At 33.8% G+C, this 14,870-nt stretch carries 15 protein-coding genes; 8 read left to right on the top strand and 7 right to left on the bottom strand.

Annotation, left to right across the window (positions count from 1 at the left end):
* Positions 1-270: 270 nt before the first annotated feature.
* Positions 271-1,611 carry a PepSY domain-containing protein gene (locus ACM591_RS00505; RefSeq protein WP_326026918.1) on the top strand — a complete coding sequence of 447 codons (1,341 nt, stop codon included), beginning with the start codon at positions 271-273 and terminating at the stop codon, positions 1,609-1,611.
* Between the two features lie 107 nt (positions 1,612-1,718).
* Here ACM591_RS00505 and ACM591_RS00500 read toward each other — a convergent pair whose 3' ends face one another.
* Entirely contained in the window at positions 1,719-2,054 is a 336-nt protein-coding gene (locus tag ACM591_RS00500) for a DUF4889 domain-containing protein (RefSeq protein ID WP_017723363.1), read from the bottom strand.
* 156 nt (positions 2,055-2,210) lie between these two features.
* Entirely contained in the window at positions 2,211-2,576 is a 366-nt protein-coding gene (locus ACM591_RS00495; RefSeq protein WP_029378844.1) for a DUF4870 domain-containing protein, read from the bottom strand.
* 123 nt (positions 2,577-2,699) lie between these two features.
* Here ACM591_RS00495 and ACM591_RS00490 point away from each other — a divergent pair, with 123 nt between their 5' ends.
* Complete coding sequence (locus tag ACM591_RS00490; protein WP_029378845.1) at positions 2,700-3,278, top strand: histidine phosphatase family protein; 579 nt, start codon at positions 2,700-2,702, stop codon at positions 3,276-3,278.
* A gap of 41 nt (positions 3,279-3,319) precedes the next feature.
* Here the strand turns inward: ACM591_RS00490 and ACM591_RS00485 are convergent, their stop codons facing one another.
* The 5 genes from ACM591_RS00485 to ACM591_RS00465 all read right to left on the bottom strand — a co-directional run bounded on the left by ACM591_RS00485 (position 3,320) and on the right by ACM591_RS00465 (position 9,906).
* Positions 3,320-3,535 carry a hypothetical protein gene (locus ACM591_RS00485; protein ID WP_017723360.1) on the bottom strand — a complete coding sequence of 72 codons (216 nt, stop codon included), beginning with the start codon at positions 3,533-3,535 and terminating at the stop codon, positions 3,320-3,322.
* A gap of 307 nt (positions 3,536-3,842) precedes the next feature.
* Positions 3,843-4,463 carry an NDxxF motif lipoprotein gene (locus ACM591_RS00480; RefSeq protein WP_029378846.1) on the bottom strand — a complete coding sequence of 207 codons (621 nt, stop codon included), beginning with the start codon at positions 4,461-4,463 and terminating at the stop codon, positions 3,843-3,845.
* Positions 4,464-5,017: 554 nt separating this feature from the next.
* On the bottom strand, positions 5,018-6,541 hold the full coding sequence (gene ahpF / locus ACM591_RS00475) for an alkyl hydroperoxide reductase subunit F (RefSeq protein ID WP_326008337.1): 1,524 nt from the start codon (positions 6,539-6,541) through the stop codon (positions 5,018-5,020).
* A 16-nt stretch (positions 6,542-6,557) separates the two neighbouring features.
* Complete coding sequence (gene ahpC, locus ACM591_RS00470) at positions 6,558-7,127, bottom strand: alkyl hydroperoxide reductase subunit C (protein ID WP_017723357.1); 570 nt, start codon at positions 7,125-7,127, stop codon at positions 6,558-6,560.
* A 784-nt stretch (positions 7,128-7,911) separates the two neighbouring features.
* Positions 7,912-9,906 carry a catalase gene (locus ACM591_RS00465; RefSeq protein WP_038679564.1) on the bottom strand — a complete coding sequence of 665 codons (1,995 nt, stop codon included), beginning with the start codon at positions 9,904-9,906 and terminating at the stop codon, positions 7,912-7,914.
* A gap of 300 nt (positions 9,907-10,206) precedes the next feature.
* Between ACM591_RS00465 and nfsA the strand changes: the two genes are divergently transcribed.
* The 6 genes from nfsA (at position 10,207) to ACM591_RS00435 (ending at position 14,795) form a co-directional block, all read left to right on the top strand.
* Complete coding sequence (gene nfsA, locus ACM591_RS00460) at positions 10,207-10,962, top strand: oxygen-insensitive NADPH nitroreductase (protein WP_029378849.1); 756 nt, start codon at positions 10,207-10,209, stop codon at positions 10,960-10,962.
* An 80-nt stretch (positions 10,963-11,042) separates the two neighbouring features.
* Positions 11,043-11,618 carry a hypothetical protein gene (locus ACM591_RS00455; protein ID WP_037557299.1) on the top strand — a complete coding sequence of 192 codons (576 nt, stop codon included), beginning with the start codon at positions 11,043-11,045 and terminating at the stop codon, positions 11,616-11,618.
* Between the two features lie 273 nt (positions 11,619-11,891).
* A complete protein-coding gene (locus ACM591_RS00450) occupies positions 11,892-12,926 on the top strand; it encodes a PTS sugar transporter subunit IIC (protein WP_418354397.1) in 1,035 nt (344 codons plus the stop codon).
* Positions 12,927-12,938: 12 nt separating this feature from the next.
* Positions 12,939-13,616: an L-serine ammonia-lyase, iron-sulfur-dependent subunit beta gene (gene sdaAB / locus ACM591_RS00445; protein ID WP_216715529.1), complete on the top strand. Its 678-nt coding sequence runs from the start codon at positions 12,939-12,941 to the stop codon at positions 13,614-13,616.
* Between the two features lie 12 nt (positions 13,617-13,628).
* On the top strand, positions 13,629-14,519 hold the full coding sequence (gene sdaAA, locus ACM591_RS00440) for an L-serine ammonia-lyase, iron-sulfur-dependent, subunit alpha (protein ID WP_038679574.1): 891 nt from the start codon (positions 13,629-13,631) through the stop codon (positions 14,517-14,519).
* 96 nt (positions 14,520-14,615) lie between these two features.
* Entirely contained in the window at positions 14,616-14,795 is a 180-nt protein-coding gene (locus ACM591_RS00435) for a hypothetical protein (protein ID WP_326008333.1), read from the top strand.
* The last annotated feature ends 75 nt before the right edge of the window (positions 14,796-14,870 follow it).

Here is a 14,870-nt window from a genome sequence, read left to right as displayed (position 1 = left end):
AATAACATCATGTTATGTTCGTAAATATAAAAGTATACATGCAAAAAGGAACGGAAATGTGAAGTCAAATCACAAAATTTGATTTTAATTCCGTTCCTTTTTTTAATTATTTGAAACTTAATAAAACAAAGACATGGGCTATTAGCGTAATGCAATTAACTTTAAAAGAGATTAACTAATTAAATGCTATTTTTTATAAAATATTCACAAATTATCTACATAATAATTTTGTTATTTATTTATAATGTTAAGGGAGAAGGGGGAAAAATTTTGAAAAATATATTTAATCCGTTACAAAGATTACATTTTTATGCTGCCTTATTTATAACGCCGTTATTAATTACATTAACCATTTCGGGAATTGGTTATCTCTTTTTTCAGGAAGTAGAAAATAATATATATAAAACAGAGTTTTTCGGAGATAGTTCTGTCAAATCGCATCAAACATTGAATGAAGCTGTAGATGAAGTAGAAGATAAGTTTGATGGATTTTATATCAGTAAAGTAAGTATGATGGATGAACCATATAATAATCGTATAACATTGGATGACATGGCAGGCAATCAACGATATGTATTTTTAGATCAAAATAATCAAATCGTAGCAGATCAAAATGCTAAACATACATACGCAAATGTTGTAAGAAATATACATAGTTCATTATTTACCGAAAATACATTCATAAATTATCTTGTAGAATTAACTGCATGTTGGACAATTTTTATGATTCTTTCTGGAACATATATGCTTATTAAGAAAAAACTAATATCAAATAACAATAAAAAACTAAGATTCCAAAAATGGCATGGTATTTTAGGTGTAGTTATAGCAATACCAGTATTTGTATTAGTGCTTACTGGTTTACCTTGGTCAGGCTATATGGGGGCTAAGATAGCAAATGTGATGGACAATTCTGGAGAATTGGGACAATCAGAATTAGCTATTAATCCTCCAAAATCGGATGTGAATGAAATTCCTTGGGCAACACGTGAAAACAAACAACCTGCTTCAGAAGGTCATGCTGCTCACCATGGTGGTGGCGAAATGCCGAGGACAGATATTAAAAATCAAATTTCGATTGATAAAGTAGTTAATGAAGCCAAAAAGAACGGCATAGATAAACCATATTCTATTGTTTATCCATCCAATGAATCAGCAGCTTTTACTGTTTCTAAGGGCAGTAATACAGGTGTCACTGGGTTAGATGTTTCGCCATATGACGAGCAAACGTTATATCTAGATCAATATAATGGGAAAGATTTAGGTAAAGTGAAGTATGAAGAATACGGCATTATCGGAAAATGGTTTACGTGGGGTATACCATTACACGAAGGTCATCTCTTTGGCGTAGCTAATAAAGTGATTAATTTACTTGTATGTATCGCTTTACTAACAGCAGTTGGATTAGGGTTAACATCATGGATTAAAAAAATGAGGGATAGTAATGTAAAGGTACCTCCAAGAGTTAAAAAACCAATGTCAATCCCGTTGGCTATCGTACTTATTGTACTTGGTATCTTGATGCCGTTATTTGGTTTCTCATTGATTGTTGTATTTATTATCGAGGTCTTATTATATTATAAAGATCGAAGAAATAAACAGAAGAAATAAAGGCATAGTTAAGGGGTGTGACACAGAATCAAATTAGTTAATTTGATCTTGTGTTACACCCCGTTTTAATTAGGATTGTTATGTTTGAAACACTTGTTGTTATAAAATTAGTGATTCATATCCATTTCATGGATTTTCATCATTAATCCGTGAGGGATATCATCATGTTTTACTACTTCTTTTTTGTAGAATGATTTACCGTCATCTTTAGATACTAACTTTACAAAATCACCTTTTTTAGGTTTGAAATCATCGTCATGTTCAAGTTTGACGTCTTTCGTTACGATGCCATCTTTTTCGCTGACAACTTTTTCTGCAGTTGTACTTTCAGACATATAGCCATAATAAGTATCTTTTTGACCAGAAAATATCATGAATATCGTGAAAGCTAAACCAATAATAACTAAAATACTAATTAAAGATATTGTTAATTTTTTACTCATATTCTCAGTCTCCTTTAACATTAAGCATAAAAGATATTACGGTTTAAGTATACAAAATTTTAAATTGTTTTGAACTTTGTCATATTTTAATTACGATTTGATAAGAAAATGTCCAATTCGTAATGGGTTTTAAACCTATAGCAATTAAATATAAAATTATGGATTATAAAGTGTTGAATCTGAAATGAGCACTTTAATGCCACGGTAAATATTTTTTATCGTATACCAAATAGTTATGGAAAATAGTAATATACCTAATGCAAGCGCGACTAAACTAACAGTTGTATTTTGTGAATCAATCACAATACCGCCCATAGCAGCACTAATGATTAAAAAGATAGGTCCGATGTAAGTTATAATATGATAAATTAGTGATTTCGCTGCATGTGTGGACGTTGGCTTGTCAGCTAAAATCCAAATTATTATAGGTACAATAACAGGTGCGAAAAATATGCTGAAATAGCTAATAGATGCAAGTATGCGCTCGCTTTGTGTATTGTTTTGCGTAACTTGTTCGTTCATTTATATCACCCCAGATAGGATGTTAACAATAAATTAGATATAAATATAGTGGAGATATTTAATATTACATTTTTGTTAGGTACAATTGTGGAACAACGATTATAAAAGAGAAGAGGAAGACATATGAAAATATATTTAGTGCGGCATGGTGAATCGCAATCAAATTATGATAAAAAAGAAGGCAAAAATTACTTTTGTGGGCAATTAGATGTGCCGTTAACAGAGAAGGGAACACGTTCTGCGCAGTTGTTGCAAAGTTATTTTAATAAAAAGGACATAGATCATGTGTATCTATCAGATTTACTGCGTACTAGGCAGACGTATAATGCGATATTCGATAATGCTATCCCTGCAAGTGTGACCTCTTCGTTAAGAGAACGTTCGCTTGGTGAGTTTGAAGGAGAAATGGTGGACAAAATTGAACAAAAACCTGAATATGCACGTTATTTTAATGATGAGGATTATCTATCATTTCGTCATAGCTTTAGCCAAAAAGCACCAGGCGGGGAGAGTTATGCAGACGTGTTACAACGTGTAACGCAATTTTTTGAACATGAAGTAGATAATAGTTTAGAAACTATTGTAATTGTTGCCCATCAGGTCGTGCTTCGTTGTTGCTTTGTCTATCTGAGATACGATACGCAAGCAACAGTAATCGAGCGTAAAATCGAAAACTGTGTGCCATACGAAGTAGAAAAATAAATACAAACAAAAAACCTGAACCACGACTTTGTCGGTTCAGGTTAATATCTTTTAGCTGCTGTTAAGCTATCATGAAATCCTTGGAATATTGTATTGATATTGTCTAAAAAACTTCCTACAACAACGGCAAGTATAACGTAAGTTACACTAAGGGCGATTGTTTTAAATGAAACAACACCATATTTTTCTTTCTTCTCAAAGAGATTAAAAGCTATGAAGATAGCAGCCATTGCACCTATTAAAATAGTTAAAACCATAAAGGTGTGCCTCCTTAGAATTATTACTGAGTGGCTGTGCTTCTATTCATTTGTTTATTAACTTAAATTAATCTTAACAAATGTTACTTTGAGAAAAAAAGGGATTTTGTGTTAAAAAACCTTACAATTAAGTAAGGTTTTTTACAGAAATAAGTCAGTAAAACTGAGTACTATATATAAAAATGACCTTCAAGCCTTTGTTATCAAGAAAAATTGTTCTGTAATCATATTGTAATTTAATAAAAAACTTACAGCATAATCGTATAATTACATGTTCCGGATTTCAATTAATTAAGAAGTGTCTATGTTATTTATCTACAGCGTCAGATTCAATACCCTTATCTTTTAGGAATTTTTTGATTTTATCTTGTTGTTTTCCATTAACATCTCCAGCATATTTAGTAGATACATCTACAACATTAAGTTCATTTTGTGGTTGGTAGTCTAATTGTTCTAAATCTTCATCTGCATTTTTAATTGTGGTATTTAAAGCAGTGAAATATTTGATAATACGGTCTACATTTTCTTGATAACCTTGTGGTAGTTTGTTTTCTTCTACAAATTTCTTGAATCGCACATCATTTTTAACTGCATTATGTGATAGATCAGATAAACGTTCAGCCTGTTCATCAGTGATTTTTTTATCTGTACCAATTTGCTTATCTATTTTATATTGAAGTAGATATTTATTATCAATAATATCGGAGTTTACATCTAGGTATTTTTTGATAGCTTTATTTGCTTCAGATTCACTTAAAGTAGCACCTTTTTTATCTGAGTTAAAGATGTCCTTTTCAGTAATTTTCTTCACATTTTTAGGCGCATGTCTTTCGCTATGACTATTGTCGTCTTTAGGTTTATCGTTTGAACATGCTGCGAGCATAACAGTTAGTACTAGTACTAACGATAATAATATACTTTTTTTCATAAATTTTAATTGCTCCTTTAATAATAATCGTACGAGTATAACAATACAGTGAATGTTTAAACGCGCTTTATAAAAATTATAACTTAAGCGTATCATTTAGAGCTATTGATTTGAATAAGGGATTAAATGATAAACGCACAATCTTTTGAACAAATTGAGAAAACAATAAATTTATTATAATTAATTTTAAAATATTCATTAGATTTTCACTTTGAAATGTTATTGAAGGTGGTCATTTAGCGTTATGCAGTTTGTAATAAAACTCAGTTGTATAAATCTGAAAATGGTAATGAGAAATAGGTGAATAAACATATGCAAATAAGGGGACGCTTGAACAACTGGATACATGCATAAATAGGCTGAGACAATTTTAATTGTCCCAGCCTAAATTATTATATTGAGCTTAGTATAGTTATATATGAGTTCTAGCTCAGCTAAACATTTTTATCCCTTATAATCTTAGTCATCTTAATTATATGTATGTGAGTGACACGACAATCATGTTTTATACTGATTTCGTTAGCCACTCACATGGTATAACGTTGATAGAAGAATTAATGTCTAATGATATAATCAAAGGCATTTAATGCAGCATTTGCACCAGAGCCCATTGAGATAATAATTTGTTTATTACGATCGTCAGTAACATCACCAGCTGCAAAAATACCAGGGATGCTTGTAGCGTTCTTACGATCAATCATAATCTCATTAGCTTCATTTAGTTCAACATAATTATTAAGCCATTCAGTATTTGGTAATAGTCCGATTTGAACGAAAATACCTTCAAGTTCTAGTGTATGTTCTTCGCCTAGAGATTTGTCTTGGTATTTAATACCAGTTACAGCATTTTCACCAAGTACTTCAGTTGTTTGTGCATTTTTAATAACAGTTACGTTAGGTAAGCTGTTTAAACGTTCTTGTAAAACGTTGTCTGCTTTAAGGCTAGCATTACGTTCTAATAGTGTGACGTGTTCAACGATACCTGCTAAATCAATTGCTGCTTCGACACCTGAATTACCGCCACCGACTACGGCTACGTTTTTATTTTCAAATAAAGGTCCGTCACAATGTGGACAGAATGCAACGCCTTTGTTAATCAATGCCTCTTCGCCAGGTACTTCAAGCTTGCGCCAACGTGCACCTGTTGAAATGATAACTGTTTTACTTGTTAATTTTGCGCCATTTTCAAGCGAAACAACGATACCACTATCAGTTTTTTCAATTTCATTAGCACGAATGCCTGTCATTACATCGATGTCATATTGCTTTATATGATCTTCTAATGCTGAGGCAAATTTTGGACCATCTGTTTCTTTAACAGTGACAAAGTTTTCAATAGTTGCTGTATCATTAACTTGTCCGCCAATACGATCAGCAACAATCCCTGTACGCAGACCTTTACGTGCTGTATAAACAGCAGCACTACCACTTGCAGGTCCACCACCAACGATTAACACGTCATATGGATCTTTATCATTGAACTCTGCTGGGTCTGCTTGGCTGCCTAAATTTACAAGGATATCTTGAACTGTCATACGCCCATTACCAAATTCTTCGCCATCTAAGAATACTGCAGGTACTGCCATAATATTTTCAGATTCTTCTCTAAAGATAGCACCGTCAATCATTGAATGCGTGATATTAGGATTTAATAAACTCATTAAGTTTAATGCTTGAACAACGTCAGGGCATTTTTGACAAGTTAAACTAATATACGTTTCAAAGTGTAGTGGTTTATCTAATGCTTTGATTTGGTCTATTACGGCTTGTTCTTCTTTAGGTGCGCGTCCACTTACTTGTAATAATGCAAGTACAAGTGAATTGAATTCGTGACCCATAGGTAAACCGGCAAAAGTAATGCCGGTTTCTTCTCCAGGTCTATTTACTGAGAAACTTGGTGTGCGTTTTAAGTCAGTTTCTTCTATAGTAATGTGAGAAGAAGCTGCAGAGACTTCGTCTAATAACTCTTTAAGTTCGTTAGACTTGTCATCAGCACCAAGACTTGCTTTTAATACAACATCGCCTTCCATTAATTGAAGTAATTGTTGTAATTGTGATTTAAGCTGATCATTTAGCATTTAAATCAATGCCTCCTTAGATTTTACCTACTAAGTCAAGACCAGGTTGTAATGTTTCTGAACCTTCTTCCCATTTTGCTGGGCAAACTTCGCCTGGGTGTTGACGTACATATTGTGCTGCTTTGATTTTGTGTACTAACGTGCTTGCGTCACGGCCGATACCGTCAGCGTTTACTTCAGCTGCTTGTACAATGCCGTCAGGGTCAACGATGAAAGTACCACGTTGAGCAAGACCTAAATCTTCGTCTAATACATCAAAGTTACGAGTGATTGTTTGAGATGGGTCGCCAATCATTGTATATTGAATTTTGTTGATTGCTTCTGAGTGGTCATGCCAAGCTTTGTGTACAAAGTGAGTATCTGTTGATACTGAGTATACATTGACACCTAATTCTTGTAATTTGTCATATTGACCTTGTAAATCTTCTAATTCAGTTGGGCAAACGAATGAGAAGTCTGCTGGGTAGAAACAAACTACACTCCAAGAACCTTTTAAAATTTCTTCTGATACTTCTAAAAACTCATCTTTTTGTGGATCATAAGCGTTAGCTGTGAATGGTAAAACTTCTTTATTTATTAAAGACATAAAAACATCCTCCTATTTTTGAACTGAATTTTAATTAGAATTATGGTGTTAAATTGTTATTATTTCTTAATTATAATAATTCTAATCTTCGTATACTATTATTGCATTTCCCATTATTTTCGTCAACAAAGAAAGCTCACTAAGGTGAGTAGTAGATAGGTGCCTTGTAATCGAGTGACTGACTGGGTTTCTAAGTGAAAAATTACACCTTAAAAGTAGAGGTGTCTATTTTTGGGAAAACTACCTACATATTAAAAATAGCCTTTTTATTCTCAACTAAACCATGAAAATGAGAAAAAAGGCTACTTTAAATGACTATACATTTGCTTAGTGTTGATTTGATAGGTCTAAATAGAATTATTACGAATTTATGAATGTTTTATCTTTTACGGAATTTATAATCGTAAATATTTCGTCAATTAAGCCTCCCTTAAGACTACTCGTGTTATATATAACTGATTATTAAATAAGTTTTTGGGTAGTGCGTCAAATAATAATTACACTAGCTCGATGATAAACTTCTATAATTGTCTTTTTTAAATCTTTATCCCCTTTTAATCAAAAGTAAAATGATTAGTTGAAAAATATTACTTACTAAATAGCTTAATACGGAGACAAATGGAGTTTGCATTACTATAATACGAAAGGTATTGTAACCAATTCATTTACTTCATTGATGATTAATTTATTAACGAAAAGGGACGAGAAAGGCATCAATTAGTGAAAATTTGATGTCTTTCTCGTCCTATATTATAGAGTGCTCATCGAATAGTCGCTATTTTAATTATTTTCTGTTCCAATATCTTTTGCGATCAAATGCTTGCACAATTGTTTGAGGGTCGTCTGAAACAAAGACGCCAGGAGCTTCTAAATTCAATTTAGCATTTGCTAATCCTTGTGCTGCGGACTGATTTACCACAATAGGTTTGTTGTGTTTATACGTAAGTTCTGCAAATTCTTCAGCAGCTGGGAGTAGATCACTATCATCCGATAGTACTATCAGACTGTCAAATAGTGTTGGATGGGCAGTATCAAATGTTTCTGTAATACCAAACGTTTCAGATATATCTTTAGGGTGTTGACCGACAAATGCATAATTAAGCTTGTTTTCCGTAAATATTTTGGCGTAAGATTTCAATGTTTCGGCACTGATATCGCCATTTACTACTACTGCTACAGAATGACCTGCTAATGGAATGTCGAATTTTTCCATTGTTAATTTACTGTCTTGTGCGTCTGATTTAACTTCTTCATTTACATCAGGCACTTCAACGCCAACATTCTCAGCAACCCGCTCTGCTAATGTACGGTCAACTTTATTCAGTTGATTCACTGCGTTTTGTTTTACCATAATTGAATTGCACATACCTATTTCGAAAGAGAAGCCATCTACAGTATGGTCAAATTCAGGTTGCGTTAAACTATTTAAATATAGCTTAGCCTGACTATAATAATCTTTGAAACTTTCACTACGTTTTTGGATTTTACGTCCTTCAACTTTTTCTTGATAGTGTTCATAGCCACCTTCTTCTTTAGGTGTTGTATGTGGATCGTTGTTATTAAGCGCATTTTTATGATAAGCCACTTGCCCCTTATTGATATTCATTTGGTGCATGGCATCTCTTTGATTATTGTGAACCTCGTTAACTGGACGGTTGATTGGGATTTGATTAAAGTTTGGACCACCTAATCTAGAAATTTGAGTGTCGGTGTATGAGAATAGGCGTCCTTGTAGTAACGGATCGTTTGAAAAATCTATGCCAGGTACAATATGGCCAGGGTGGAAGGCAGCTTGTTCAGTTTCATCAAAAACATTGGTTACATTTTGATTTAATGTCATTTTACCAACGATTTTAACAGGTACCTGATCTTCTGGCCAAATTTTAGTTGGGTCTAAAATATCAAAATCGAAGTCAAATTCTTGTTCAGGACGAATGATTTGTAAACCTAATTCCCATTCTGGGTAATCGCCTTTTTCAATAGATTCATATAAATCTTTACGGTGAAAGTCTACATCTTTACCATGAAGCATTTGAGCCTCGTCCCAAACTAGGGATTCTAAACCTTGTAGTGGTTTCCAATGAAATTTTACAAAATATGACTCTCCTTCGCTATTAACGAGACGGAAGGTATGGATGCCAAACCCTTCAATTTGTCTAAAATTCTTAGGGATACCGCGGTCGCTCATTGCCCATACAGTTGTATGTGTTGATTCAGGATTTTGAGCGAAGAAATCATAAAATGTATCATGGGCTGTGCCACCTTGTGGCATTTCGTTATGGGGTTCTGGTTTTACTGCGTGGATAAGGTCAGGGAATTTGATAGCATCTTGAATAAAGAATACAGGAATATCATTACCTACTAGGTCGAAAATACCTTCGTCTGTATAGAATTTAGTAGCAAAGCCTCTTACATCTCTAACAGTGTCTGGCGAACCTTTAGAACCTTGTACAGTTGAAAATCTAACAAATACAGGCGTAGTTTTATCGGGATTAGTTAAAAAGTCTGCTGAAGTATATTTAGATAAATCTTCATATACTTTGAACTCACCATGTGCACCGAAGCCTCTAGCATGTACGATACGTTCTGGTATACGTTCATGATCGAAGTGCATAATTTTTTCTCTAAAATGAAAGTCTTCTAATAGGCTAGGGCCACGTTCTCCGACTGTTAAAGTATTTTCGTCTTCACTTACTTTAACACCATTATTTGTAGTCATTGATTTCTCATCATTGCTTTTTTCTACGTCATTTAATTGTTTTTGTTTTTTATTAACCAAATGAAACCCTCCTTAAATAAAACTTACATAATTTGTTTTCCACTAAAAACAAAAGGAAAACATGTATCTATAATTATTAACATACACATATATTTTAAAATTGCACTTAAGCATAATTGTTCATATTATCAAATTAAAGAAGTTATTTATTGATGATGTTTTAAAATTTTATAAAACTTAAAGATAATTACATTTATAGCTTTTAACTATCATGAAAATCGGGTAAACAGAATGTAAGCAATGGAAATGTGTGTTTGTTATGATATGGCTATATATTTTATAGAAATGAGGAGTGGAAAGATGTCTGAACACGTGTATAACCTGCTGAAGAAACATCATTCAGTTAGAAAATTCAAGAAAGAACCTATTTCAGAATCGCATATCAAACAACTTGTAGAAGCTGGGCAAAGTGCTTCAACTTCAAGTTACTTACAAGCATACTCAATTATTGGTATCAACGATCCCAAAGTGAAAGAAGATTTAAAAGAAGTATCTGGGCAACCTTATGTGGTTGAAAATGGCTATTTATTTGTATTTGTAATGGATTATTATAGACATTCGATCATTAACCAAGAATCAAATCACGACATGGAAACGTCATTTGAATCAGCAGAAGGATTGCTTGTCGGTACCATTGATGCCACATTAGTAGCTCAAAATATTGCTGCTACAGCTGAAGACATGGGCTATGGTATTGTTTATTTAGGATCTCTAAGAAATGATATTGAGCGTGTAAGAGAAGTATTAAACTTGCCTAAACACACATTCCCACTATTTGGAATGGCACTTGGTATTCCAGAAGATGATGAAGATGGTAGCCCTAAACCTCGTTTACCATTTGAACATGTTTTCCATCAAAACCAATATGATAGTGATGTGGAATCTCAAAAAACTCAATTAAAAGCTTATGACCAAACAGTTAATGATTACTATAGCGCTCGCACAAACGGAGAACGCTCAGAAACATGGTCTAATCAAATTGCAAGCTTTATGAGCTCAAAACAAAGGCTAGATATGTTAGAACAGTTAAATAAATCAGGATTTATAAGAAAATAATGCATTTTCAAACAGCCTAAGTATTTAAGGCGTATTTAATGTGCCATTCATTCTCTGGAAAGGGGGTAGTGAAGTTGAACATGTTCGATAGAATTTTTAGAAAACAGTCGAAGGATTCGGAAGTTCAGGATGACCAAGATAAATGTGTTTACTCATCGAAAATTCAGCTCACTCCTCAAGAGGCTCAAGAATATTGGGCGAAGGTGGCACAAAAGCTTGTCGTCGGCGCAATTAATTCTGTAGATTACACAGCTGAACGTATCTTCATCTTAGTTTCTTTTGATGAAAAAGAACCTACAATTGATATGTTTTTCCAAATGGACGGCCAATTGAGAATGTGGAATGACTTAGATAATGAAGATCACAAAAAAGTTATTTCTCAAAGTTTAGTATCACAAGCACCCATTATAGCGAAACAAGTAAACTGTTTGTATGATAGTGTTAGTATGACTCGGCTCGCCTATGCGCAAGTTCAATATGAATTTGAAAGTAAAGCATGGTATTTACATGACGTATCACTGGATAGTGCGGAGGCGAAATTAGATAAATATCCCGCATTCTTAAAATGGTTTGATGATGTATCTAAATCCATTGATAAGATTCCCTTGGACGGTAAGCACCGAATAACATGGGGGCCTTTCAAACCAGTATATTAATTAGAAAAAGCTTTTCAATTCATCATAGCTAAATGGTGGATTGAAAAGCTTTTTTAATTTGTAAAGAATAATTTATTGGTTTTGATTTAAGATTGCCATACAATCGCGTAAGTTCAAAAGCGAAAAAATTATCTAGTTATTTTTGTGAATTTATTCACAAAAAGTTCAGAAAAATCGATTTCTAGATATTGTAAGTGCTTACACGAAGCAATATTATTGAATTGTGAAATATTTAAAAATGCAATTAAAAATTTTAGGAAGAGGTTTTGGACGATGGATATTATTTTAGGTGTAGGTACTTTGTTAATTGTCTTACTAGCAATGACTCTGTTTTTAAATTTTGCACCTTACGGTAAAAAGGGACTACAGGCACTTTCGGGAGCCGCCTGTGCAACGTTTTTACCACAAGCATTTTTGAGTTATGCGATTGGTGGCGTGTTTGATATTAAATTTTTGCAAGAAATAGGAGATTTAGCAGGAGGATTAAGCGGGGTTGCTGTAGGTTTTCTAACATGTTTGAAATTGGGAGTTTCCCCAGTATTTGCGGTAATAGTTGGATTGGTACTACATGATTTCAAACTTTTACCTGCATTTTTGGCAGCTTACATGATAGCTTTTGTAATTAAATTTATCGAGAAGAAAGTGCCAGAAGGCTTGGATTTAATTACGGTTATTTTGTTTGCGCCAGCAACAGCTTTCTTATTAGCCAGTATTATGAGTCCTGGTGTTATTGCGCTTTTACACCAAATAGGTAGTGCCGTTACTGCTGTTGGTGATAATAATCCGTACATCCTTGCGACGATACTAGTTTTAATTATACCTGTGACTGGCATGACACCTTTAAGTTCAATGGTGTTGACGAGTTTATTAGGACTTACTGGTTTGCCAATGGCGATAGGAGCATTGACTTGTACTGGAAGTTCATTTGTTAATTTTATTATGTTTAAACAATTGAAAATTGGTAACAGCTCTAAAGCTTTTGCGGTAGCAATTGAACCATTGACGCAAATAGATATTATAGCTAAATATCCGCTACAATTATATGGAACGAACGCGATTATTGGTGTGGTTAACGCATGTATAGTGACTTTTAGCGGTTTGGTCATAAATGTGACTGGTATGGCAACACCGATTGCGGGAGCTATTGTACTATTTGGTTTTAACGACCCAATTCGCGCGACGATAACTATTATTACTGTTTCAATAACAAGTATTCTTTTAAGCCTTGTTATAGGTAAAACGATAAATAAATTCAATATGACAAGTCTAAATTTCAATTTACCTCGAATGAAAAAACATGCTAATTAAGGAGATGTAATGATGGCTAGAAAGCAAGATTATCAAAGTGCATTTGATGTGATTGGACCGATTATGATGGGTCCGTCGAGTTCTCATACAGCAGGCGCAGTTAAAATTGGTAATGCTGCCCGCACCTTATTGCAACATGAGCCACAAAAAATTACGATTCACTATTACGAGTCGTTTGCTTCCACGCATAAGGGACATGGAACAGATTTGGCTATAGTTGGAGGTGCTCTAGGTTTTGGGACTTTCGATGAGCGCATTAAACAATCCACGGAAATCGCAAAAGAGCGTGATATAGAAGTGGAAATTATTGAGCAGTCTGGAGCAAGTTTGGGAGAACATCCTAATTGTGCGCTTGTGAAATTAGATTGTTGTGGTAGACATGTAGAGATTAATGGTATTTCGATTGGTGGCGGCGCTATTAAGATAAAAAGTATACACGTGGATGGTGCGTGCATATTAATGAATCATGGCTTGCCTATTTTAGTAGTAGAGGGCGTTGCGAATATATCTATGATCAATCATATAATTAATGGTTTGATAGAACGTGATATAGATATTAATGAAGAAATAAAGACAATTAATGAAGGGAAATGTCTACTTGCGTTGCATTTGAATAAAGAGTTATCAATTGAAACAATAGATGAATTGCGGGAAAGATACGATGCTTTAAGCTTTTCATATATAAATTAGAGGAGTGACAATATGCTAAATTCGATGCAAGAAATCATTGATTATGCAGTAGAAAACGAAACAACTTTTGCGGAAATTATGATTAGTGAGGAAATGTCTTTAAAAGGTATTTCAAGAGATGAAGTTAGAGCGCTTATGAAACAAAATATAGATGTTATGAGGGAAGCGGTAGAAAAAGGTATAACTGGTGAAGGCGTGAAAAGCGTTACTGGCTATACAGGACAAGATGCTGTTAAATTGGCAACTTATAATGAGCGAGAGCATGCACTGTCTGGATATGAAATGGTCGAAGCATTAAAAGGTGCTATTGCTACTAATGAGGTAAATGCGGCAATGGGAATTATTTGTGCAACTCCTACGGCCGGATCCTCGGGGACGATACCTGGAATTCTGTTTAAATTAGAAAAATCACACCACTTAACAACAGATCAAATGATTGATTTCCTATTTGCTGCGGCATTATGCGGTAAGGTAATTGCAAATAATGCTAGCGTGGCAGGTGCTATAGGAGGTTGTCAGGCTGAAGTTGGTTCAGCATCTGCGATTGCAGCAGCGGCAGCTGTTGAGATATTTGGAGGTTCACCACAAGCAAGTGGTCATGCAATGGCGCTAGCTATCAGCAATTTATTAGGTCTTGTATGTGATCCTGTTGCTGGCTTGGTAGAAATTCCTTGTGTTATGAGAAATGCTATAGGATCAGGAAACGGATTGATTTCAGCAGATCTTGCGTTAGCAGGAGTTGAAAGTAAAATTCCTGTTGATGAAGTCATTGAAGCTATGGATAAAGTAGGGCGTAATTTGCCGGCTTCATTACGTGAAACAGGTATTGGTGGTTTAGCTGGTACGCCTACTGGAGAAGCTATTAAGAGAAAAATATTCGGACAATCAACGGTTAATTCATAGTCTATTGTTCGATTATTGATAATTTTATTAATAGATAAAAATTAAATTGAAAAAATACATGTTTCCCACTAAACTATATTAAAAGAGGTGGGAGACATGTTATTTAAATTTGGGCTCATATTTTTAGCATTTATTATATGTAGCATAATAACACATTACTTTACGGCAGACGGTACTTGGGTCAACCTACTGTTAAAGTCGTTATCTTTAAGTTTAATTCTTGTTTTTTTGTTTAATTATATAAAATTAATGATAGATCTTAAGCGAAATAAATAATGTTAAGTAAGTATAATAAAAAAGGTCGGTATACATTACGTGTATACCGACCTTTTCAATGTTTCATAAATAGTT

Source organism: Staphylococcus sp. Ze2, assembly GCF_048568365.1.
Lineage (GTDB): Bacteria > Bacillota > Bacilli > Staphylococcales > Staphylococcaceae > Staphylococcus > Staphylococcus xylosus.
Note: the sequence above shows the minus strand (reverse complement) of the source record. Positions and strands in the feature narration are given on the sequence as shown.

What these genes read in the sequence shown, in the direction of transcription:
- ACM591_RS00500 (WP_017723363.1), bottom strand. Translation starts at nt 2,054, where the DNA reads ATGAGTAAAAAATTAACAATATCTTTAATTAGTATTTTAGTTATTATT.
- ACM591_RS00495 (WP_029378844.1), bottom strand. Translation starts at nt 2,576, where the DNA reads ATGAACGAACAAGTTACGCAAAACAATACACAAAGCGAGCGCATACTT.
- ACM591_RS00490 (WP_029378845.1), top strand. Translation starts at nt 2,700, where the DNA reads ATGAAAATATATTTAGTGCGGCATGGTGAATCGCAATCAAATTATGAT.
- ACM591_RS00485 (WP_017723360.1), bottom strand. Translation starts at nt 3,535, where the DNA reads ATGGTTTTAACTATTTTAATAGGTGCAATGGCTGCTATCTTCATAGCT.
- ACM591_RS00480 (WP_029378846.1), bottom strand. Translation starts at nt 4,463, where the DNA reads ATGAAAAAAAGTATATTATTATCGTTAGTACTAGTACTAACTGTTATG.
- ahpF (WP_326008337.1), bottom strand. Translation starts at nt 6,541, where the DNA reads ATGCTAAATGATCAGCTTAAATCACAATTACAACAATTACTTCAATTA.
- ahpC (WP_017723357.1), bottom strand. Translation starts at nt 7,127, where the DNA reads ATGTCTTTAATAAATAAAGAAGTTTTACCATTCACAGCTAACGCTTAT.
- nfsA (WP_029378849.1), top strand. Translation starts at nt 10,207, where the DNA reads ATGTCTGAACACGTGTATAACCTGCTGAAGAAACATCATTCAGTTAGA.
- ACM591_RS00455 (WP_037557299.1), top strand. Translation starts at nt 11,043, where the DNA reads ATGTTCGATAGAATTTTTAGAAAACAGTCGAAGGATTCGGAAGTTCAG.
- ACM591_RS00450 (WP_418354397.1), top strand. Translation starts at nt 11,892, where the DNA reads ATGGATATTATTTTAGGTGTAGGTACTTTGTTAATTGTCTTACTAGCA.
- sdaAB (WP_216715529.1), top strand. Translation starts at nt 12,939, where the DNA reads ATGGCTAGAAAGCAAGATTATCAAAGTGCATTTGATGTGATTGGACCG.
- sdaAA (WP_038679574.1), top strand. Translation starts at nt 13,629, where the DNA reads ATGCTAAATTCGATGCAAGAAATCATTGATTATGCAGTAGAAAACGAA.
- ACM591_RS00435 (WP_326008333.1), top strand. Translation starts at nt 14,616, where the DNA reads ATGTTATTTAAATTTGGGCTCATATTTTTAGCATTTATTATATGTAGC.